The sequence below is a fragment of the Propionivibrio dicarboxylicus genome, from assembly GCF_900099695.1.
Classification (GTDB): Bacteria; Pseudomonadota; Gammaproteobacteria; order Burkholderiales; family Rhodocyclaceae; genus Propionivibrio; species Propionivibrio dicarboxylicus.
Genome location: NZ_FNCY01000018.1, coordinates 34236 through 56230, shown reverse-complemented (window position 1 = coordinate 56230; position 21995 = coordinate 34236). Strand labels below are relative to the sequence as shown.

Annotated in this window: 19 protein-coding genes; 18 read left to right on the top strand and 1 reads right to left on the bottom strand. The window is 63.9% G+C overall.

Annotation, left to right across the window (positions count from 1 at the left end; translation table 11 throughout):
- The first annotated feature begins 2 nt into the window (after positions 1-2).
- The 15 genes from miaB (at position 3) to gloA (ending at position 16944) form a co-directional block, all read left to right on the top strand.
- The gene (gene miaB, locus BLR25_RS17055; RefSeq protein WP_091939311.1) at positions 3-1340 is read left to right on the top strand and encodes a tRNA (N6-isopentenyl adenosine(37)-C2)-methylthiotransferase MiaB; all 1338 of its coding nucleotides are present in this window, start codon (positions 3-5) and stop codon (positions 1338-1340) included.
- A gap of 20 nt (positions 1341-1360) precedes the next feature.
- Positions 1361-2392 carry a PhoH family protein gene (locus BLR25_RS17050; protein ID WP_091939310.1) on the top strand — a complete coding sequence of 344 codons (1032 nt, stop codon included), beginning with the start codon at positions 1361-1363 and terminating at the stop codon, positions 2390-2392.
- Positions 2373-2858, top strand: a complete 486-nt coding sequence (gene ybeY / locus BLR25_RS17045; protein ID WP_091939308.1) for an rRNA maturation RNase YbeY — start codon at positions 2373-2375, stop codon at positions 2856-2858. The genes BLR25_RS17050 and ybeY overlap by 20 nt, the downstream gene beginning before the upstream one ends.
- Entirely contained in the window at positions 2858-3703 is an 846-nt protein-coding gene (locus BLR25_RS17040) for a CorC family transporter (protein ID WP_091939306.1), read from the top strand. Before ybeY ends, BLR25_RS17040 begins: the two co-directional genes overlap by 1 nt.
- On the top strand, positions 3687-5198 hold the full coding sequence (lnt, locus tag BLR25_RS17035) for an apolipoprotein N-acyltransferase (protein ID WP_091939382.1): 1512 nt from the start codon (positions 3687-3689) through the stop codon (positions 5196-5198). Before BLR25_RS17040 ends, lnt begins: the two co-directional genes overlap by 17 nt.
- A gap of 24 nt (positions 5199-5222) precedes the next feature.
- On the top strand, positions 5223-5633 hold the full coding sequence (locus BLR25_RS17030; RefSeq protein WP_091939304.1) for a bacteriohemerythrin: 411 nt from the start codon (positions 5223-5225) through the stop codon (positions 5631-5633).
- 35 nt (positions 5634-5668) lie between these two features.
- Positions 5669-6580, top strand: coding sequence for a D-hexose-6-phosphate mutarotase (locus tag BLR25_RS17025; protein WP_091939302.1), 912 nt, complete (start codon positions 5669-5671; stop codon positions 6578-6580).
- 182 nt (positions 6581-6762) lie between these two features.
- Positions 6763-7665, top strand: coding sequence for a glycine--tRNA ligase subunit alpha (glyQ, locus tag BLR25_RS17020; RefSeq protein ID WP_091939300.1), 903 nt, complete (start codon positions 6763-6765; stop codon positions 7663-7665).
- 1 nt (position 7666) lies between these two features.
- A complete protein-coding gene (gene glyS / locus BLR25_RS17015) occupies positions 7667-9751 on the top strand; it encodes a glycine--tRNA ligase subunit beta (protein ID WP_091939298.1) in 2085 nt (694 codons plus the stop codon).
- On the top strand, positions 9748-10302 hold the full coding sequence (gmhB, locus tag BLR25_RS17010) for a D-glycero-beta-D-manno-heptose 1,7-bisphosphate 7-phosphatase (protein ID WP_091939296.1): 555 nt from the start codon (positions 9748-9750) through the stop codon (positions 10300-10302). The genes glyS and gmhB overlap by 4 nt, the downstream gene beginning before the upstream one ends.
- Positions 10303-10308: 6 nt before the next feature.
- Entirely contained in the window at positions 10309-11046 is a 738-nt protein-coding gene (locus BLR25_RS17005; RefSeq protein ID WP_091939294.1) for a lysophospholipid acyltransferase family protein, read from the top strand.
- A gap of 13 nt (positions 11047-11059) precedes the next feature.
- Positions 11060-11842 (top strand): M48 family metallopeptidase, encoded by a 783-nt coding sequence (locus BLR25_RS17000; RefSeq protein ID WP_091939292.1) that lies wholly within the window; start codon positions 11060-11062, stop codon positions 11840-11842.
- A gap of 164 nt (positions 11843-12006) precedes the next feature.
- Complete coding sequence (locus tag BLR25_RS16995; protein ID WP_091939290.1) at positions 12007-13128, top strand: ABC transporter substrate-binding protein; 1122 nt, start codon at positions 12007-12009, stop codon at positions 13126-13128.
- 8 nt (positions 13129-13136) lie between these two features.
- Entirely contained in the window at positions 13137-16517 is a 3381-nt protein-coding gene (locus BLR25_RS16990; protein WP_091939288.1) for a PAS domain-containing hybrid sensor histidine kinase/response regulator, read from the top strand.
- A gap of 34 nt (positions 16518-16551) precedes the next feature.
- Positions 16552-16944 carry a lactoylglutathione lyase gene (gene gloA / locus BLR25_RS16985; RefSeq protein WP_091939287.1) on the top strand — a complete coding sequence of 131 codons (393 nt, stop codon included), beginning with the start codon at positions 16552-16554 and terminating at the stop codon, positions 16942-16944.
- An 83-nt stretch (positions 16945-17027) separates the two neighbouring features.
- On the opposite strand, the gene uxaC is transcribed toward gloA, so the two are convergent.
- Positions 17028-18452 (bottom strand): glucuronate isomerase, encoded by a 1425-nt coding sequence (gene uxaC, locus BLR25_RS16980; RefSeq protein WP_218122793.1) that lies wholly within the window; start codon positions 18450-18452, stop codon positions 17028-17030.
- Positions 18453-18751: 299 nt separating this feature from the next.
- On the opposite strand from uxaC, the gene BLR25_RS16975 reads away from it, so the two are divergent.
- The 3 genes from BLR25_RS16975 (at position 18752) to BLR25_RS16965 (ending at position 21956) form a co-directional block, all read left to right on the top strand.
- Positions 18752-19666: a LysR family transcriptional regulator gene (locus tag BLR25_RS16975; RefSeq protein ID WP_176785959.1), complete on the top strand. Its 915-nt coding sequence runs from the start codon at positions 18752-18754 to the stop codon at positions 19664-19666.
- 155 nt (positions 19667-19821) lie between these two features.
- Positions 19822-20781: a Gfo/Idh/MocA family protein gene (locus BLR25_RS16970; RefSeq protein WP_091939283.1), complete on the top strand. Its 960-nt coding sequence runs from the start codon at positions 19822-19824 to the stop codon at positions 20779-20781.
- Between the two features lie 206 nt (positions 20782-20987).
- Positions 20988-21956 carry a TRAP transporter substrate-binding protein gene (locus BLR25_RS16965; RefSeq protein WP_091939282.1) on the top strand — a complete coding sequence of 323 codons (969 nt, stop codon included), beginning with the start codon at positions 20988-20990 and terminating at the stop codon, positions 21954-21956.
- Positions 21957-21995 lie beyond the last annotated feature (39 nt).

Below are 21995 nucleotides of genomic sequence, written 5' to 3'. Positions count from 1 at the left end.
TTATGGCAAAAAAATTGTTCATCCGCACTTTCGGGTGCCAGATGAACGAGTACGACTCGGACAAGATGGCCGACGTACTCGGCGCTTCCGAAGAAATCATCAAGACCGACCGCCCCGAGGATGCAGACATCATCCTGTTCAACACCTGCTCGGTGCGCGAGAAGGCACAGGAACGCGTCTTCCACGACCTCGGCCGCGTGCGCCTGCTGAAACAGGAAAAACCCGACCTGATCATCGGCGTCGGCGGCTGCGTCGCCAGCCAGGAAGGCGACGCGATCATCCGCCGCGCGCCCTATGTCGACGTCGTTTTCGGCCCGCAGACGCTGCACCGCCTGCCGCAACTGATCGCCGAAAAACGCCGCCAGGGCAAGGCCCAGGTCGACGTCTCCTTCCCGGAAATCGAGAAATTCGACGCCATGCCGCCGGCCAAGGTCGAGGGCGCCGCCGCCTTCGTCTCGATCATGGAAGGCTGCAGCAAGTTCTGCACGTACTGCATCGTCCCCTACACCCGCGGCGACGAGGTCTCGCGCCCCTTCGACGACATCCTCACCGAAGTCGCCGGCCTTGCCGCGCAAGGCGTCGGCGAAGTGACGCTGCTCGGGCAGAACGTTAACGCCTACCGTGGCGCCATGTCCGGCAGCGACGAACTCGCCGACCTCGCCATGCTCATCGAATACATCGCCGAAGTACCAGGTATCGAGCGTATCCGCTACACCACCTCGCACCCCTGCGAGCTATCGCAGCGGCTGATCGACGTCTACGCCCGTGTGCCGAAGCTCGTCTCGCACCTGCACCTGCCGGTCCAGTCCGGTTCGGACCGCATTCTGGCGGCGATGAAGCGTGGCTACACCGCACTCGAATACAAGAGCCTCGTGCGCAAGCTGCGCGCGGCGCGCCCCGACATCTCGCTGTCGTCCGATTTCATCGTCGGTTTTCCGGGTGAAACGGAGGAGGATTTCGAGAAGACCATGAAGCTGATCGAGGACGTCCGCTTCGATGCCTCCTTCTCGTTCATCTTCAGCCCGCGCCCCGGCACGCCGGCCGCCGAAATGCACGACGACACTCCGCGCGAACGTCATCTCGAACGCCTGAACCGCCTGCAGCAACGCATCGACGCGCTCGCCCAGGAGGTGTCCGAATCGATGGTCGGCACGATCCAGCGCGTCCTCGTCGAAAGCCTGTCGAAAAAGGACGAGAACGAACTCGCCGGACGCACCGACAACAACCGCATCGTCAACTTCGAGGGCCCGCGCCGCCTGCTCCACCGCTTCATCGACGTGCGCATCACCGCCGCCCTGCCGCATTCGCTGCGCGGCGAGGTGGTCACCCGCGAATCGTGACCGAAAGGAATGCCACAGGAATGAGTCCCAGAAACGGGGGCGCCCCCGCCAAACCGCGCGCCATCGAGTTGCTGCTGTCGCCCGTCAACAATCTGCACCTCGCCAATCTCTGCGGCGCGCTCGACGAGAACCTGCGCCAGATCGAAACGGCGCTCGATGTCACCATTGCCCGGCGCGGCGAGCGCTTCACGCTGCGCGGCGAACCGGCACACACCGCCCGCGCCTCCGAAGCCCTGCAGACTTTCTATGCGCAGGCCAAGGACCCGATCTCGATCGATGACATCCAGCTGGGCCTGATCGAGCTGATCAACCGCCCGCCCCGCCGCAATAGCACAACGCCGAGCGCCTCGCCCGGCGCCGCACCGACGCTGATGACACGCAAGACCGACCTGCACGGCCGCACGCCGCGCCAGGTCGACTACCTGAAGCAGATCCAGGAACACGACATCACCTTCGGCACCGGCCCGGCCGGCACCGGCAAGACCTACCTGGCCGTCGCCTCGGCCGTCGATGCCTTCGAGCGCGAACTGGTGCAACGAATCGTCCTCACCCGTCCTGCCGTCGAAGCCGGCGAACGACTCGGTTTCCTGCCCGGCGACCTCACCCAGAAAGTCGATCCCTACCTGCGCCCGCTCTATGACGCGCTCTACGACCTGATGGGCTTCGACAAGGTCGGCAAGCTGTTCGAGCGCGGCGCCATCGAAATCGCCCCGCTCGCCTACATGCGCGGCCGCACCCTCAACCATGCCTTCATCATTCTCGACGAAGCGCAGAACACGACGCCGGAACAGATGAAAATGTTTCTCACGCGCATCGGCATCGGCGCCAAGGCAGTCGTCACCGGCGACGTCACCCAGATCGACCTGCAACGCGGCCAGAAGAGCGGCCTGATCGAAGCCCGGCAGATCCTGCGCGAAGTGCGCGGCATCGCCTTCACTGAATTCCAGAAGGACGACGTCGTCCGTCATCCGCTCGTCGCCCGTATCGTGTCGGCCTATGAAGCGCATACCGCCGCCGAGGAGAGCAAGCACCATGGCAAGCAAACGTCTTAACCTGAGCGTGCAGTACGCCTGCGGCGGCGAACTTCCCTTGCGCCCGGCGATCCGTGCCTGGGTGCGCCAGGCGCTCGACATCGACGCGCCGCGCGGCGGCCAGATCACGATCCGCTTCGTCGACGAGGAAGAATGCCGCTCGCTCAACCGCGACTTCCGCCACAAGGACTACGCCACCAACGTGCTGTCCTTCCCGTATGACGACGATCCCGTCGTCTGCGGCGACCTCGTCATCTGCGCCCCGGTCATCTGGCGTGAGGCCGAGGAGCAAGGCAAGACGCCCGAAGCCCACTGCGCTCACCTGATCGTGCATGGCGTCCTGCATCTGCAAGGCTACGACCACGAAACCGGCGACGCCGATGCCAAGATCATGGAAGACAAGGAGCGCATCATCCTCGCGGCGCTCGGCTTTGGCGACCCTTACGCAGAAGAAGCCGCCTCGTCGCCGGCCCGGAAACGCCGCTGATGGAAAAGCCGAATTTCTTCGAACGCCTGTCGTCGCTGCTGCTGCGCGAACCGGAAGACCGCGAGCAGTTGATGGCGCTGTTGCACTCGGCGCACGAGCGCAAACTGCTCGACGCCGATGCCCTGTCGATCACCGAAGGCGCGCTGGCGGCCTCCGAGGTCAGCGTCCGCGACGTCATGGTGCCGCGCCCGCGCATGGAGGTCATCAGCATCGACGATCCGCTCGACAAAATCGTCGCGCAGATCAACCGCACCGCCCATTCGCGCTTCCCGGTCATCGACGGCGACCGCGACAACATCATCGGCATCCTGCTCGCCAAGGACCTGCTGCGCGTCGAGGCCGGCAGCGCATTTCACCTGCGCGACTGGCTGCGCCCGGCGATCTTCATTCCCGAATCGAAGCGCCTCAATGTGCTCCTGCGCGAGTTTCGTGTCTCGCATAACCACATGGCCATCGTCGTCGACGAATATGCCGGCGTCAGCGGTCTGATCACGATCGAGGACGTGCTCGAGCAGATCGTCGGCGAGATCGAGGATGAATACGATTTCGACGACACCGAGGACAACATTCGCATCGATCGCACCGGCCGCCACCGCATCAAGGCGCACACCCCGATCGGCGACTTCAACGCGTCGCTCGGCACGCAATTCGACAGCGCCGATTACGAAACCGTCGGCGGCTTGATCCTCAGCCACCTTGGCCGCGTGCCCCGTCGCAACGAACTGATCGAGATCGACGGCATCCTCTTTCAGGTACTGCGCGCCGACAGCCGACGCATCTACACGCTTTTCGCCAGCCCGATCGCCTGCCCGCTACCGCCGGATGACCATGCCAAGGCTGACTGAGCTGCGCTGGCGTCCGTTGCTGCTCTCTTTCGCACTCGGCCTGCTGAGCGTGGCGGCTTTTGCCCCGGTCGGCGCCTTTCCGCTCATCGTCGCGACGCTGGCCGGGCTGTTCCGGCTGCTCGACAATGCGGCGCGCGAGACACAGGCGATGCCCGGCGCGAAGATCGGATTCGCCTTCGGCACCGGCCTGTTCCTCGGCGGCGTCTCCTGGATCTATGTCAGCCTCAGCACCTTCGGCGGCATGCCGGCGCCGGTCGCCGGCCTGGCGACGCTGCTTTTCTGCCTCTTTCTCGCGCTCTATCCGGCCCTCGCCGGCGCCGTTTTCACCCGTTTCGCTCCCGCCCCCGGCTGGCGGCGCCCGCTCTTCTTCGCCGCACTCTGGGCGCTCAGCGAGTGGCTGCGCGGCTATCTGCTGACCGGTTTCCCCTGGCTCGCGGTCGGCTACACGCAGACGCCGCCGAGCCCGCTCGCCGGTTTCGCCCCGATCCTCGGCGTATTCGGCATCTCCGCGGCCGCCGCCTGGCTGGGCGCCAGCCTTGCTCTGGCATACGCGACCTGGCGCGCGCGCGGCACGACCGCTGCGCTGCGCGGGCCGCTGCTGGCCATCGTCCTGGTCCTCGCCAGCGGCGCCTTGCTGCGCGAAATCCGCTGGACCGAAGCGCGCGGCGAGCCGCTCAGCGTGACGCTGATCCAGGGCAACATCCCGCAGGAACTCAAGTGGCGGCCCGAGTGGTTCAACGAGTCGCTGCGCACCTATTTCCGCCTGGCCGAAGAGAATCCCGCCCAGCTGACCGTCTTGCCGGAAACCGCGATTCCCGCGCTTTACGACCAGTTGCCGCCCGGCTTTATCGACGCCCTGCGCGGCCTGGCACTGCGCCAGAACGGCGAACTGATCCTCGGCGTCGCTACCGGAAACGCCCAAGCCTATGCCAACTCGGCCATCGCCGTCGGCGCCGCCGGGCTACAGCGCTATGACAAATCGCATCTCGTCCCCTTCGGTGAATTCGTCCCGCCCGGCTTCCGCTGGCTGATGGATCTCGCGCAGATTCCGATGTCCGACTTCACGCCGGGCGCCGCCAGACAAGCGCCCATCCGCATCGGCGCGCTGAACGCCGCGCTCGATATCTGCTACGAAGACGCCTTCGGCGAGGAAATCATCCGCGCGCTGCCCGACGCCGATCTCCTGATCAATCTCTCCAACGTCGCCTGGTTCGGCGATTCGCTGGCACCGGCACAGCACCTGCAGATCGCCCGCATGCGCGCGCTCGAGACCGGTCGCATGATGCTGCGCGCCACCAACACCGGCATGACGGCGATCATCGCCGCCGACGGCCGCGTCGTCGCCAAGCTGCCGCCATTTACCCGCGCGGCATTGCGCGGCGAAGTCCGCGCCTACATCGGCACCACGCCTTTCGTCCGCGGCGGAAATGGGCCGATCGTCATGCTCTGCCTGCTTTGCGTCGCTTTGCTCTGGCGCCGCAACACGGTATCCTGAGCGCCCACCCCAGGAGAATCACCGATGGCCCTGATGTCATGGTCGCCGCAACTTGGTATCGGCGACACCACGATCGACGCCGAACACCAGGAACTGTTCCGCCTCATCAACACGTTTCACGACCACTGGCTCGAAAACCGCGACCGTCAGGAAATCGCGAAAGTCCTCAACCAGCTGATTACCTATGCGCAGAATCATTTCCAGCACGAGGAAGCGATCATGCAGCGTCACGGCTATCCGCAACTCGCCGACCATCAATTCATCCACGAACTCATGGTCGACACCATCTTCAAGCTGAGGAAGTCGTTCGAGGAACATGACCACCACCTCGAAATCGATACGATGCACTTCGTCCGCAGCTGGCTCGTCGATCACATCGCCAACCACGATTTTCTTTTCCGCAACTTTCTGGCGCGCAAAAAAGCCGCCGCGTGAGCTGCTCATTTTCCCCGCCCCAAGAGACCCTCATCATGCCCAATCCAACCACCCTGAAGCAGATCTCCCAGACCTCCGGACTGAGCCTCGTCTCCTCGACCGCGCTCTATCCCGCCCAGCATGCGCCCGGTGACACCGGTCTGCCGATGCTGGTCGTCGAGAACGCGCTCGGACGCGCGGTCATCGCGCTGCAAGGCGCCCACCTGATGTCTTTCGTGCCGGCCGGCCAGGCTGAAATGTTCTGGGCATCGCCGAAAACCGCACTCAAGGAGGCCACGCCGATCCGCGCCGGCATCCCGCTCTGCCTGCCCTGGTTCGGCCCCGGCCCCGACGGCAAGAGCATGCACGGCTTCGCGCGCACCGCCGAATGGACGCTCGTCGAGGCCTGCCTGCTCGACTCGGGCGAAACCGAACTCGCGCTGGAACTCGCCGGCGATGCGACGACCAATGCGCTCTGGCCGCATGCTTTCGTCTTCCGCCTCGATGTCCGCGTCGGCAAGACACTGACGCTCGGCCTGACGGCGACCAATACCGGCGCCCTCGACGCCCCGCTGGCCTTCGCCTTCCACAGCTATTTCGCCGTCCCCAACGTCGCCGCCGCGCGCGTCAGCGGCCTCGAAGGCACGACCTACATCGACAAGATGGACAACTTCGCGCGCAAGCAACAAAACGGCGAGGTCGTCATCACCGGCACCACCGACCGCATCTACCTCGACGTGCCGGCACAACAGACGGTCCGCTCCGCCGCCGGCGACATCCTCGTCGAGTCCGACGCCCGCTGCGCCGTTGTCTGGAACGCCTGGACCAACGACAAGAACATCGCCGATCTCGGCGAGGGCAACCACGTCGGCTACCTCTGCGTCGAACGCGGCGACGTTGCCGACTACGCCGTGACGATCGCACCGGGCGGCCGCTATCGCACCTGGATGATCCTGGCACGCGCCTAAGCAGTCGCACCGAGGCCGCCGGCCGCGCGCCGGCGGCAGCGTCTGTCAGACGCCACGCCAAATTTTCCTGCCGTTTTCCCGTCCCGCCGACCGGCGCAGCGCCTCGATCGGCGTCGGCGCGTTCTCGTCATGTCAAAAACCAAGTAAAATCGCGGTTTTTCCGCGTTTTCACGAAGCCTGACATGCCTACCATTCAGCCGACTTTCCAGGAAGTCATTCTGCGTCTCCAGAAATTCTGGGACAAACAGGGATGCGCGCTGCTCCAACCTTATGACATCGAGGTCGGCGCCGGCACCTTCCACACCGCCACCTTCCTGCGCGCAATCGGTCCGGAACCGTGGAACGCCGCCTACGTGCAACCCTCGCGTCGCCCGAAAGACGGCCGCTATGGCGAAAACCCGAACCGGCTGCAGCACTACTACCAGTATCAGGTGGTGCTCAAGCCTTCGCCCGACAACATCCAGGACCTCTACCTGCAGTCGCTCGAAGCGCTCGGCATCAACCTCAAGGAACACGACATCCGCTTCGTCGAGGACGACTGGGAATCGCCGACCCTGGGCGCCTGGGGCCTCGGCTGGGAAGTCTGGCTCGACGGCATGGAAGTGACGCAATTCACCTATTTCCAGGAAGTCGGCTCGCTCACCTGCAAGCCGGTACTCGGCGAAATCACCTACGGCCTCGAGCGCCTGGCGATGTACCTGCAGGGCGTCGAAAACGTCTATGACCTCGTCTGGACCGAAGCCAACGGCCAGGTGCTGACCTATGGCGACGTCTATCACCAGAACGAAGTCGAGCAATCGAAGTACAACTTCGAGCACTCGAACGTCGAGATCCTCTTCCGCCATTTCAGCGACCACGAATCGGAAGCCAAGCGCCTGATGGGCCTCAACCTGGCGCTGCCGGCCTTCGAACAGGTGATGAAGTGCTCGCACTGTTTCAACATGCTCGACGCCCACGGCGCCATTTCGGTGACCGAACGCGCCGCCTACATTGGCCGCGTCCGCGCCCTGGCGCGCGAAGTCGCGCAGTCCTACTACAACTCCCGCGAAACGCTCGGCTTCCCGATGTGCAAGGGGGACAAATAACATGACCACCGCCACCCTCCTCGTCGAACTCCTGACCGAAGAACTGCCGCCGAAGGCCCTGTCGAAGCTCGGTGAAGTCTTCTCCGCCCAGATCCACACCGGCCTCGCCGCGCGCAAGCTGACCACCGCCGGCGACGCCTACCAGTGGTTCGCCACGCCGCGCCGTCTGGCCATCCAGGTCCCCGGCGTGCTCGCCGTCGCCCCCGACGCCAAGGTCACCGAAAAGATCATGCCGGTCGCTGTCGCGCTTGACGCTGCCGGCCAACCGACCCAGGCGCTGCTCAAGAAACTCGAAGCCAAGGGCATCCCGACCAGCGAAATCGCCAAGTTCGAGAAGCGCATGGACGGCAAGGCCGAAGCGCTGTTCTACGAAGCCACGGTCAAGGGCGTTGCGCTCGACGACGTGCTCGCCGGCATCGTCGCCGACGCGCTCAAGAAGCTGCCGATTCCGAAGCTCATGCGCTGGGGCGATTCCGACCACCAGTTCGTGCGCCCGGTGCACGGCCTCGTCCAGCTGCACGGCAGCCGCGTCGTTCCCGGCGAGGTGCTCGGCCTCAAGAGCCGCGCGATCACGCTCGGCCACCGCTTCCTGTCGTCGGGCGAGATCGCCATCGGCAATGCCGATGCCTATGCCGACCTGCTCAAGACGCAAGGCAAGGTCGTCGTCAGCTTCGCCGAACGCAAGTCGATCATCGCCGCCCAACTCGATGCCAAGGCCGCCGAACTCAAGGCGACGATCAACCCCTCCGAGGGCCTGCTCGACGAAGTCAGCTCGCTGGTCGAATGGCCGGTCGTGTATGTCGGTGAATTCGAGGCTGAATTCCTCGATGTGCCGCAGGAATGCCTGATCCTGACGATGCAGCAGAACCAGAAGTATTTCCCGCTGCTCGACGCCGGAAAGAAGCTGCTCAACAAGTTCCTGATCGTCTCGAACATGCAGGTCGACGATCCCAAGCACATCGTCGGCGGCAATGCCCGCGTCGTGCGCCCGCGCCTTTCCGACGCCCGCTTCTTCTTCAACCAGGACCGCAAGGCGACGCTCGCCTCGCGTCTCGACAAGCTGGCCAACGTCGTCTACCACAACAAGATCGGCTCGGTGCTGCAGCGCGTCGAGCGCCTCGAAGCGCTGGCGCAGAAGATCGCCGTCCGGCTCGGCGCCAACGCCTCGCTGGCAGCCCGCGGCGCGCGCCTGGCCAAGGCCGACCTCGTCACCGACATGGTCGGCGAGTTCCCCGAACTCCAGGGCATCATGGGCCGCTATTACGCCTTGCATGACGGCGAAGACGCACAGGTCGCCGACGCGATCCAGAGCCACTACCAGCCGCGCTTTGCCGGCGACGCTCTGCCGCAAGGCCCGGTTGCCTGCGCCGCCGCCCTCGCCGACAAGCTCGACGCGATGACCGGTTTCTTCGGCATCGGCCAGGTACCGACCGGCGACAAGGATCCCTTCGGCCTGCGTCGCGCCGCGCTCGGCGTGTTGCGCATCCTGATGGAAACGCCGCTGCCGCTCGACCTCGCCGACCTGATCGCCGACGCACAAGCCGGTTTCGCCGCCGGCGTGCTGACCCAGCCGGTCGCCGAACCGCTGCTCGACTTCATGCTCGACCGCCTGCGCGGCCTGCTCAAGGACGCCGGCTACGCCCAGGACGTCATCGACGCCGTGCTCAGCCAGCGTCCGACGCGCATCGACCTCGTCCCGGCCAAGCTGTCGGCCGTGCGCGACTTCCTGCAACTGCCCGAAGCGCTGGCTTTGGCCGCAGCCAACAAGCGGATCGGCAACATCCTCAAGAAGGCTGAAGGCGCGACGCCGGCACCGGTGTCCGACCTGCTCAGCGAGGACGCCGAGAAGGCGCTGTTCGCGCGCGTCGAGGCGATCGCCCCGGTCGTCGCCGCTCACGTCGCCGCCGGTTCCTATGCCGATGCGCTGAAGGTGCTGGCGACGGTGCGCGCCGAAGTCGACCATTTCTTTGATAAAGTGATGGTTAACGTCGACGACGCCGCGGTCCGGGCCAACCGCCTCGGCCTGCTCAAGGCGCTGTTCGATCAGCTCAACGCAGTCGCTGACATCTCGAAACTGGGCGTATGAAACTCGTCATCCTCGACCGTGACGGCGTCATCAACTACGACTCCGATCACTTCGTCAAATCCGCTGCCGAATGGAAAGCCATTCCCGGCAGTCTCGAAGCGATTGCCCGCATGAACCAGGCGGGCTTCAAGGTCGTGGTGGCGACCAACCAGTCCGGCATCGGCCGCGGGCTGTTCGACATGGATACGCTCAACGCGATGCACGAAAAAATGCATCGCGCCGCGCAGGCCGTCGGCGCCCGCATCGATGCCATCTTCTACTGCCCGCACGCGGCCGACTCCAACTGCGAATGCCGCAAGCCGAAGCCCGGTATGTTCCGTCGCATCGCCTCGTGCTTCAACATCGACCTGCACGGCGTCTTTGCCATTGGCGACTCGCTGCGCGACCTGCAGGCCGCCGCAGCCGCCGGCGCCACGCCGGTGCTGGTGTTGACCGGAAAGGGGCAGGACACCCGCGACAACGAAACGCTGCCGGAAAGCACGCTGGTCTTCGACAGCCTCGCGCACGCTGTCGATCACGTCCTCGCGAACACACCGCGCACGAGCAAATAAGGCCGCATGATCGCATTCCTCCGCACCCTGGTTTTCGCCCCTTTCGCCATTGCCGTCACGGCGCTCGCCAGCGCGCTGGTAGCGCTCGGCATCGTTTTGCCGCTCCGCGTCCGCTTCGCCTTCATCCGCATCTGGTACGACGTGCTGCTCGGCCTCTGCGCCCTGATGCTCGGCCTGCGCTATCGCATCGTCGGACGCGAGAACATCCCGAAGCAGGCCTGCGTCGTCCTGGCCAAGCATGAGTCCGCCTGGGAAACCATCGCCCTGCAGCAGATCTTTCCGCCGGTTGTCTTCGTCCTCAAGAAATCGCTGATGTCGATTCCGCTGCTCGGCTGGGCCTTCGCCGCCTGCCGCATGATCTCGATCGATCGCAGCGCCGGCAAGGACGCCTTGCGCCAGGTCGCCGTGCAAGGCAAGGCCTGTCTGAAGGACGGCATCTCGGTCGTCGTCTTCCCCGAAGGCACACGCACCGCACCCGGCGAATTCCGCCGCTTCAAGCCCGGCGGCGCCCATCTGGCGGTCAGCGCCGGCGCCCTCGCCATCCCGGTCGCCCACAATGCCGGCGAATTCTGGACCAAGCGCTTCGCCAAGCGCGCCGGCGAAATCGTCGTCAGCATCGGCCCGGCGATCGACACCACCGGAAAAACGACCGAAGAAGTGAACCAGTTGGCAGAAGCCTGGATACACGAGGAAATGCGGCGGATCGCCCCGCACCGGTACCCGGCCACGCCCGCCCAGGCCTGACGGGTGTTCGCAATTGAGCCCCCTCTCCGGGCAAACTGAACTGCCCTTCGGCGACCGAACGCCGCTGGCCGAAAACGAAGTCGCACGCACGATCGCCCTCGGCGACCGCATCGTCCCCTATGTCCTGCGCCGCAGCCGGCGTCGCAGTATCGGCCTGCAAATCGATCATCGCGGCCTGCGCATCGCGGCGCCGGTGCGCGCCTCGCTCGTCGACGTCGAAGCGCTGATCCGCAAACACGGCGACTGGGTCGCGCAAAAACTCGACGCCTGGCGCAGCCGGCGACGCGCCGAGCCGCTCAGCATTAGCGACGGCGTCCAGCTACCGCTGCTCGGCGAAACACTGACGATCCGTACCGCGCCGGGCAACAACCGTTTCGTCTGGCATGATGGCGAGAACGGCTCGCCGCCCGGCCTGACGCTCCAGTTGCGCGCCCCGACCGACGCCGGCCGCGTGCTGGAACGCGCGCTGCGAGAGCGAGCGCTCACCCTGTTTCCCTCGCGCCTGGCCGAATACGCCCGCCGTCTCGAGCTGCCGACGCCGCCGCTGGCGCTGTCCTCGGCGCGCACGCGCTGGGGCAGCTGCAGCCGGGCGACCGGCATCCGCCTCAATTGGCGCCTCGTCCATTTCCCGCTGCACATCGTCGATTACGTCGTCGCCCACGAGCTCGCCCACCTGCTCGAAATGAATCACAGCCGCCGCTTCTGGGCGCACGTCGCGACGCTCTATCCCGACTATCGCGCCGCCCGCGCCGAACTCAACGCGCTGGCTGCCACCTGCCCGCAGTGGCAGCGCTGAACGCCCGCACGTCGCGCCAGCCCGTCGCACTTCAACTACGTAGTTTCCGAAATTCGCTGCATAAACTACGGATGCACAGCGACCCGGAGTTCTGACACGATTGACGGGCGATAGGCTTTTCCGCGTCTGCCAACCACGACACTTCTACCGACATAACACCCTCCATGATCGCCGTGCGACACCTGCCGATGTTGCTGACCGTGCTGACCGTGCTGATCGGGCTGGCTGCCTGCGCGCCGCCGGAACCCGTCCGTGTCGGTTATATCGGCGGACTCTCCGACCGCGTCTCCGACCTCGGCATCGGCGGTCTCCAAGGCGTGCGGCTGGCCGTCGAACTGCGCAACAAGGCCGGCGGCATCAAGGGACGCCCGATCGAACTGATCGAAAGCGACGACCAGCAAACCGCGGATATCGCCGTTCAAGCCTTCGATTCGCTCGTCGAACGCCACGTCCTCGCCGTCGTCGGCCCGATGACCAGCTCGATGGCGATGGCCATCGTCCCGCGCGCCAACGCCGCAAAGATGCTGATCATGAGTCCGACCGTCACCACCGGCGACCTGCTCGGCATCGACGATTATTTCTTCCGCGTCATCCCGGCGACACAGGAATTCGTGCGCACCAACGCTGAATACTACTATCAGGTTCTCGGCCTGCGCCGCGTGCGGCTGGTCTTCGACATCCGCAACCGGTCCTACAGCCAGAGTTGGCTCGACGAATTCAGCAAATCCTTCTCGGCGACCGGCGGCACCCTGTTGACGCCGCTGCCATTCACCTCAAGCGAGGAGACGGCCTTCTCGACACTGGCCCGACAGGCACTCGCCGACCGGCCCGACGGCATCGTCCTCGTCGCCAACTCGGTCGACGCGGCGATGATGAGCCAGGCGATTCGCCGCCTCGACACGCGCGTCGCGGTCGGCACCTCGGAATGGGCAGCCACCGAACGACTCGTCGAAATCGGCGGCAAATGGACCGAAGGCATCACCGTCGCCCAGTTTTTCGAACGCGATGGCCGCATGCCGACCTATGTCACCTTCCGCAATGCCTTCATCAGCCGATTCAACCGGGAACCCGGCTTTCCCGAGACGTTCAGCTACGACGCTGCCAATGTCATTTTCGACGCGCTCGCGGCCCGGCAAGGCAATCAAACGATCAAACAAGCGATCCTGGCGCGTCGTCACTTCGTCGGCGCGCAACGACCGATCGATTTCGATGACTATGGCGACACGCAGGGAAAGACTTTCATGGTCGGCATCCGTAACGGGGCCTTCGTGCCCATCAAACACTGACTGACGACGTGACGCCCGACGAGCCGCTCGCCCCAGACCGACTGTCCGCATTCGCGGCGAGGATCGCCGTTTTCGCCGCCCTGCTCTGCCTCGCCATCGGCAGCATGGTGCTGACAGGCTACCTGCAGAACGACCCGGGATTGAAAAACCTGCTATCAGGCTGGATCCCGATGAAGCCGAACACCGCACTCTGCTTCATCTTCAACGCCATTGCGCTGCTCTGTTTGCAGGCCCCCGACGCCAGGTCCGGAATCCGGCGCGGCACGGTCCTGGCCATCTTGCCGATCAGCATCGGACTCGCCACCCTCGCGGAATATGCCAGCGGAAAAAGCCTCGGAATCGATTCCCTGCTGGTTCAGTGGCCTTACGACCAACTCCCCCCGGAACAGAACTATCGCATGACAATCGAAACCGCCGTGTGCCAGATCTTCATCGGCAGCGCGCTCATCCTCAACGTCATCCGCCGCCGTCGCCGCTCCGCCGTCCTGACCGCCACCGTCCTCGCGCTGATCGTGCTTGCCGTCGCCACCGCCGCGCTCGGCACCTATCTGTCGCCGCTGCTCGGTATGCTCGGCTGGATCGGCCTGCCGATGATGGCCGCCGACACGGCCTTGCTGTTGCTCGTCCTGAGCCTCGCGGTATTCCTGGTGTCCTGCACACGACGCGCCTTTTCCTGGATGCTGAGCCGGCGCGTGACCGGCGCGTTCATCGTCGGACTGGTCACCCTGGTCGTCATTTTCCTGACCGCTTTGCGCTCCCAATACCAGGTAACGGCCATCAACGCGCAAATCGAAAACGGCGAATCCCTGTTCGCCAAAGCCGCCGACACGCTCGCCATGGCCTCGCAGCAGCACAGCCTGACGCTCGTCTTTCTGGTCAGCGACGACCTCAACCACCTCAACGCGGCCCTGATCAATGCCGACCTGACGCGCATCCGTCTCGACGAATTCGACCAGTACCGGCAACACCACGGCGACAGCGAAACCTGGCAGTTCCTGCCCATCGTGACGCGCGCGCAGGCCATGCTCGAATGGTCGTCGGCGGCGCTCGACAGCCATCGCCGGGGCATCTCCGCCGCCGAATCGCGGGCACTGATGCGTCGCGGCAATGCCCTGCTCGCCCAGATGAAGCTCAGCTTCGACCAGACCGAGAGCGAGCACCGGCATATCGTCTCGGAAATGCGCTACAAATCCGATCACGTCCGCCGCACTGCCTTCCTGACGATTGCCGGCGGCATGCTCGGCAATCTGCTGGTGTTCAGCCTGGTCTGCCTCCACCTCAACCGCGTGATGGCCGAGCAACACCGGATCAAGAACGAACTCATCGAAAACGAGCAGCGTTACCGCACGCTCGCCAACACGGGGCAGGCACTCATCTGGACGGCCGGCACCGACGCCTTGTGCAACTACTTCAACTCCATCTGGCTCGAATTCACGGGACGCACGCTGGAACAGGAACTCGGCAACGGCTGGGCCGAGGGCGTCCATCCCGACGACATGCAGCGCTGCCTGGAGATCTATCTCGGCGCCTTCGAGAAACGGCAGAAGTTCAGCATGGACTACCGGCTCCGGCGCCACGACGGCGAATATCGCTGGATCCAGGACGAAGGCAGCCCACGCTACGACGCGCAAGGCAACTTCATCGGCTACATCGGCTTCTGCCTCGACATCACCGACCGCAAACTCGCCACGGCGGCGATGGAAGAGAGCGAACAGCGCTTCCGCAAGCTTTTCGGCGAGATCCCCTCGGTCGCCGTTCAAGGCTATGGCCCGGACCTCGTCACCCACTACTGGAACCGGGCTTCGGAACGCCTGTACGGCTACACGGCCGAGGAAGCGATCGGGCGCAAACTCACCGACCTCATCATCCCGCCGGAAATGCGCGCCGCGGTGCATTCGGCGGTCAGCGCGATGATGGCCTCCGGCCAGGCCAACCCGACCGAGGAACTGGCCCTGATGCGCAAGGACGGCAAGCCTGTCAATGTCATTTCCAGCCACGCCGTGGTAACCGTCCCCAGCAAGCCGCCAGAACTCTTCTGCGTCGACATCGACATCTCCGAGCGCAAGAAGGTCGAGGCCGAACTCAGCCAATACCGCGAACATCTCGAAACGCTGGTCGAGGAACGCACGGCCGAACTTGAGAACGCGCTCGACGCCGCCGAAGCGGCAAACCGGGCGAAGAGCAGTTTCCTCGCCAACATGAGCCATGAAATCCGCACACCGATGAACGCCATCATCGGCTTCGGCCATCTGCTGCGGCGCGATCTTGCCAACACTCTTGCCAACACGCATGGCAATGCTAATGGCGGCACGCCCGGCGACAATTCGGCGCAGGCCAAGGTCGACAAAATCATGGATGCGGCGCAGCACCTGCTCGGCATCATCAACAACATCCTCGACTTGTCGAAGATCGAAGCCGGCAAGCTGAGCCTCGAGAAGAAACTGTTTTCGCCGGCGCAGACGCTCGCCAACACGCTGACGATGGTCGACGAGCGCGCCAACGCCAAGGGCCTGCGTATTCTCCGGGCGATCCATCCAAACGTTCCGGCCGAGGCCATCGGCGACGAACTGCGCGTGGCACAAATCCTCCTCAATTACTTAAGCAACGCGATCAAGTTCTCTGAACAAGGCACGATCCGCGTCCGCCTGACGGTCCAGCATGAAAACATCCACAGCATCCTGCTCCGCCTCGAAGTCGAGGACGAAGGCATCGGGCTGACGCCCGAGCAGCGCGACAGCCTGTTCCAGGCCTTTGTCCAGGCGGACGGATCGACCACCCGGCGCTTCGGCGGCACCGGTCTCGGCCTCGTCATCAGCCGGCACCTGGCGCGCAACATGGGCGGCGATGTCGGCGTCGACAGCACGCCGGGCGTCGGCAGTACCTTCTGGGCCACCTTCCGTCTGGGCAAGACGACCGTTGCCGCGCGCCCGGTCGCCGCTTCCGAGCACCCGAAGAACGCCGAAGACATCCTCCGGCAACGCTTCGCCGGCATGCGGGTGCTGCTCGTGGACGACGATCCGACCGGACGCGAAATCGCCACCGAACTGCTGTCGATCGCCGATTTTCACGTCGACACCGCCTGCGACGGCTTCGACGCGGTGCGCAAGGCGACGCAAACCGCCTACCCGCTGATCCTCATGGACATGCAGATGCCCGGCATGAGCGGCATCGAGGCGACGCAAACGATTCGGCGACTGTCCGGCGAGTCGGCCAAGGCGATCGTGCTGGCCATGACGGCCAACGCCTTCGACGAAGACCGCCGCGATTGCCTCAATGCCGGCATGAACGACCACATCGCCAAACCGCTCGATGCCGACGTCCTGTACGCCACGCTGCTGAAGTGGCTCGACTGGGCGGCAGCCGAACTGTCGCGGCCGCGATCGCAGTAAAATCGCGCTTTACCCCATCGGAGACCGTCTTTTCATGAGAATCCTGCACACCATGATCCGCGTCGGCGACCTCGACCGGTCGATCGCTTTCTACACTGAAATCCTCGGCATGCGAGTACTGCGCCGCACCGACTACCCCGAAGGCCGCTTCACGCTGGCGTTCGTCGGCTACGGCGAGGAAAGCGATGGCGCCGTCATTGAATTGACGCTTAACTGGGACACGCCGTCCTACGATCTGGGCAACGGATTCGGGCACATCGCGCTGGAAGTTCCCGATGCCTACGCGGCCTGCGCCGAGATCAAGAAGCGCGGCGGTCGCGTCACGCGCGAAGCCGGACCGATGAAGCACGGCACTACCGTCATCGCGTTCGTCGAAGACCCCGACGGCTACAAGATCGAACTGATCGAGCGCAAGCCCGCCGCATAAAAAAGGCGGCTCGCCTGCCGGCCAGCCGCCTCTCTCGAAACACATCGTCCCGACCGGATCGCTCCGTTCGGGACGTTTCCTTTTCAGTCCTCGACGCCCGGAATGGCGAAGTACTGCTTGGCGTTGCGGAAACAGATGTCCTGAACGTAACCGCCGAAGGTCTCGAAATCGGCCGGGACCTCGCCGTTCTCGATCCAACCGCCGATCAGCGCGCACAGAATGCGACGGAAGTACTCGTGGCGCGGGAACGAGAGGAAGCTGCGCGAATCGGTCAGCATGCCGACGAAGCGCGACAGCACGCCGAGATTGCCGAGACTGACCATCTGGCGGCGCATGCCGTCGATATGGTCGTTGAACCACCAGGCCGAGCCGCACTGGATCTTGCCCGGCACGGTGTCATCCTGGAAGCAGCCCATGATCGTGCCGAGCACCTCGAGATCGTTCGGGTTGAGCGAATAGAGAATGGTCTTCGGCAACAGGCCATCGACCTGCAAGGCATTCATGAAGAGACCGAGATTGCGCGCGATGCGCTCGTCGGTGACCGCGTCGAAGCCGGTATCCGGCCCGAGCTTTGCAAACATCGGCGCGTTGAGGTTGCGGATGCAGCCCATGTGCAACTGCATGGCCCAGCCGCGACGCGCATTCATGCGCCCGACTTCGAGCAGCAGCGCCGTGCGGAAGGCATCGATCTCGTCCTGGTCGGGCGTCACCTTGTTGAGCAGCTTGGCAAAGATCGCCTGCAGGCGCTCCGCCGTGACGAAGGTCGCCACCGGCGCGATCAGCGCATGGTCGGAGGCACGGCAGCCGAGCGCATGGAACGCGGCATGCCGCTTGTCGAGCGCCGATACCAAATCGGCATAGCTGCCGATCGTCTGGTCGGCGGCGATCGCCAGACGGGCGATGTAGGCATTCCAGGCAACGGGGTCTTCCGCCGCCAGCGCCTTGTCGGGACGATAGCTCGGCACCATGACGGGATCGCCGGGCTGGCGCTTGGCCGCGTAGGCGATGTGGTGTTCGAGCGTGTCGGCCGGATCGTCGGTCGTGCCGACGGCACGCACCTTCATGCGCTTGAGCAGGGCGCGCGCGCCGAATTCCTGACCGGCAAGCTGCGCATTACAGGCTTCCCAGATCTTGGCGGCGGTCTTCTCGGACAGCGGCTCGTCGATGCCGAAATAACGCTGCAGTTCCAGATGCGTCCAGTGGTAGAGCGGGTTGCCGATCAGGCGCGGCACCGTCCGCGCCCAGGCGAGGAAGGTCTGGTAGTCGGGCTCGTGCCCGGTGATGTCGGCTTCCGGCACGCCGTTCGAACGCATCGCCCGCCACTTGTAGTGATCACCGCCCAGCCAGGCGTGCGCCATGTTGCGGAAGTGCGCATCCGTGGCGATGTCGGCCGGCGGCAAGTGGCAGTGATAATCGATGATCGGCATCTGCGCCGCATAGTCGTGATACAGCCGCCGCGAACTTTCGTCGGGCAAAAGAAAATCCGCATTGAGGAAGGATTTCATCATGAATCTCCGTAATTTGACGCGCGCCCCTCAAGCCTCCCGGGGGGACTGCCGGTTATAAAAAACCCATACTACCATACCACAAATGGGCTACCACAGAAGATGCCAAGGAAATGTTGTGTGCGGGATTCGTCCCGACGTCATATTCTTTTTAGATTATGCGAAAGATCGCTGCAGGCGGCCAATGCTAATAAGGCACGACCCCATACAAAAAGAGCATGGGTCGGGGCGACAAACCGCCGTTTCGGCTGCGCGGGCTGATATATTTACTCCTTGGACAAAGCGCTGTCTGGAGAACCCCCATGGATGTCCGGCGTCTCAAGTATTTCATCGTCACCGCCGAAGAGCGGAGCATCAGCCGCGCGGCGGAGCGGCTGCACATCACGCAACCCCCGCTGACTCGCCACATCCAGTCGCTCGAAGAAGAACTCGGCGTCCTGCTGTTCACACGGACCAGTTGGGGCGTCGAACTGACGCAAGCCGGCGCCGCCCTGCTCAAGCACGCACACAACATCAGCGCCCACATCGAACTCGCCACCGAGCAAATCCGTCGCGTCGCCACCGGCCAGGCCGGCCGCATCGACATCGGCGTCTTCGGCTCGGCCATGCTGAGCATCATCCCCAAACTCCTGCGCTCGTTTTCCGCCACCCATCCCGACGTCAAGGTCGTGCTGCACAACACGCCGAAGGAACGCCAGATCGGCGCGCTGCACCAGGGACGCATCCTCGTCGCCTTCGACCGTTACTTGCCGGAGTTCCCGAACATCACCTCGGAACTCGTCTACCGCGAGCCGCTCTACGTCGCGCTGAACCAGAGCAACCCGCTGGCACAACAAACCGAGATCAAGCTCGACGACCTGCGCAACGAACCGCTGATCGACGAGCAGGACCAGAGCGTCTTCATTGCCTGTCGCACCCTCTTCAAGCGCCACAGCTTCGAACCCATCGTCGCGCAAAAGGCGGGCGACCTGATCGCCGCCACCATCATGGTATCCGGCGGCTTCGGCACGGCGCTGGTGCCGGAATCGATCCTCAACCTGCAGTTGCCCAACGTCGTCTTCCGCCCGCTGGCCACCGACGTCGAGTGCCTGATCGACCTGCACTGCGCGTACCGCAAGGACGAGGATTCGCGCCTGCTCAACGACATGCTCGACTGCGTCCGCGCCTATCAGCGCGACCAACTCCCGCCCGCCGCCGGCACACCGACCGCCGCCTGAAGTCTGGCATGATCGCCATACCAATCCAAGCATGACGGTCATGCTTAATAGCATTGGCTCATGCCAACAATTTTCACCATAATCGCCGCCACTCAGGGTTAAGAACATTGTCTGTCCGATGGCGAGTTCCAGAGCGCGCTGTCAGAGGGGAACACATGGCTCACCAGGTTCGTTGGGGCATACTCGGCTGCGCTCGCATCGCTCGCTTGCAGGTCATTCCGGCCATCATGCGCTGCGCCAACGCGCAGTTGCAGGCCATGGCGTCGCGCGAACCGGCACGGCTGGCGGAATGCCTGACACAGTTCGGCCCCTTCACCGCCCATACTTCCTACGACGCGCTGCTCGCCGACCCGGCGGTCGACGCCGTGTATCTGCCGCTGCCGAATGCCCTGCACTGCGAATGGGCCATCAAGGCCATGCGCGCCGGCAAACACGTCCTCTGCGAAAAGCCCCTCGCGCTGAACGCGGCGGAAGCCGAGCGCATGGTGGCGGTCGCCGGCGAATGCGGCGTGCTGCTCATGGAAGCCTTCATGTACCGCTATACCGACCGCGTCAGCAAGATCCGCGCGGTCCTCGACAGTGGCGTCCTCGGCGACATCCGCAGCATCAATTCGACCTTCCGTTTCCTGCTCGACCGCGTGAACACGATCAAGGAACAGCCCGAACTGGGCGGCGGCGCCCTCTACGACGTCGGCTGCTACCCGCTCAACCTGATCGGCATGATCGCGCAGGAGGAACCGATCGACACCGCCGTCACCTGCGACCAGGCCCACGGCGTGGACGTCAACCTCTCGGCGGTCCTCCGCTACCGCAGCGGACTCGTCGCTTCACTGCACTGCGGCTTCAACGCCTTCGGCCGCATGCACAGCGAAATCACCGGCACGCAAGGCACACTGCTGGCGCCCGATACCTTTCTCGACGACGCCGGAGAGCTGCAACTCATCACCGCCAAGGGCAGCGAAACGATCGCGGTCGCGGCATCGGATCGCTATGCCAGCGAAATTGCCGATTTTTCCGACGCTATCCTGCAAAAACGCCCGCCGGCGCTTGCTCTCGAGGAATCGCTGCGCAACATGCGCGTTCTCGAAACCCTTGTAAAACAGCGCAATAGCTGACCACCACAACGCAAGCATGCAGATCAGGACATTAAAATTGGTCAGGTATCTAAATACGCCTTGTCCCACCCCCACCCATGGAGTATATTGCCCTCAAGGCATGCACCGGGGCCTCTTTCAACATGGTTTTGTAGCACCCGATCTTCATCGGTTTTTCTAATTATTCACCGGTTGCAATAACTTTAATTTCTATCGAGGAGGAAATTATGCTTCTGAAAAAACTGCTGGGCGTCGTGCTGGCATCCGCCTTCGCCATGACCGCCGCACAAGCGCGCGACTTCCGCTCTGCCGACGTGCACCCGCTCGACTATCCGACCGTCATGACGGTGAAGAAGATCGGCGAAATCGTCAGCCAAAAGACCAACGGCAAGTACAACATCAAGGTCTTCGGCAACAGCTCGCTCGGTTCCGAAAAGGACACCGTCGAACAGGTCAAGATCGGCGCGCTCGACATGGTTCGCGTCAGCACCGCCGCGTTCCACGGCATCATCCCGGAAACGATGGTTCCGTCGTTCCCGTTCATCTTCCGTGACCTCAACCACTTCCGTAAGGCCATGGCAGGCCCGGCCGGCGACAAGATTCTTGCCGCTTTCGAAAAGCATGGCTTCATCGGCCTCGCCCTGTGGGAATCGGGCGCCCGCTCGATCTACGCCAAGAAGCCGGTGCGCAACCTGGCTGATGTCAAGGGCATGAAGATCCGCGTGCAGCCGTCCGACCTGTGGGTCAGCATCGCGCAAGCGATTGGCGCCAACCCGACGCCGATCCCCATGGCTGAAGTCTACACCGCGCTGAAGACCGGCCTGGTCGACGCCGCCGAAAACAACTATCCGTCGTACGAAACGGCCAAGCACTTCGAAGCCGCTCCGGTGTATAGCGAAACGCAGCACGTGATGTCGCCGGAAGTGATCGTCTTCTCGAAGAAGGTCTGGGACACGCTGACCAAGGAAGAGCAGAAGATCATCCGTGACGCCGCCAAGGAAACGGTGCCGTACTACATCGATCTCTGGACGAAGAAGGAACAGGCCTCCAAGGAAATCACCATCAAGGCCGGCGCCCAGTACATCAACGATGTTAACAAGGCTGAATTCGTCGCCGCCGTCAAACCGGTGTGGGAAAAGTTCTCGCCGACGCCTGAACTGAAGGCCCTGGTTCAGGAAATCGTCAACACGAAGTAATACCCGCTCGGGGTTTCACCTCCAATAGGCCCGAAGTCG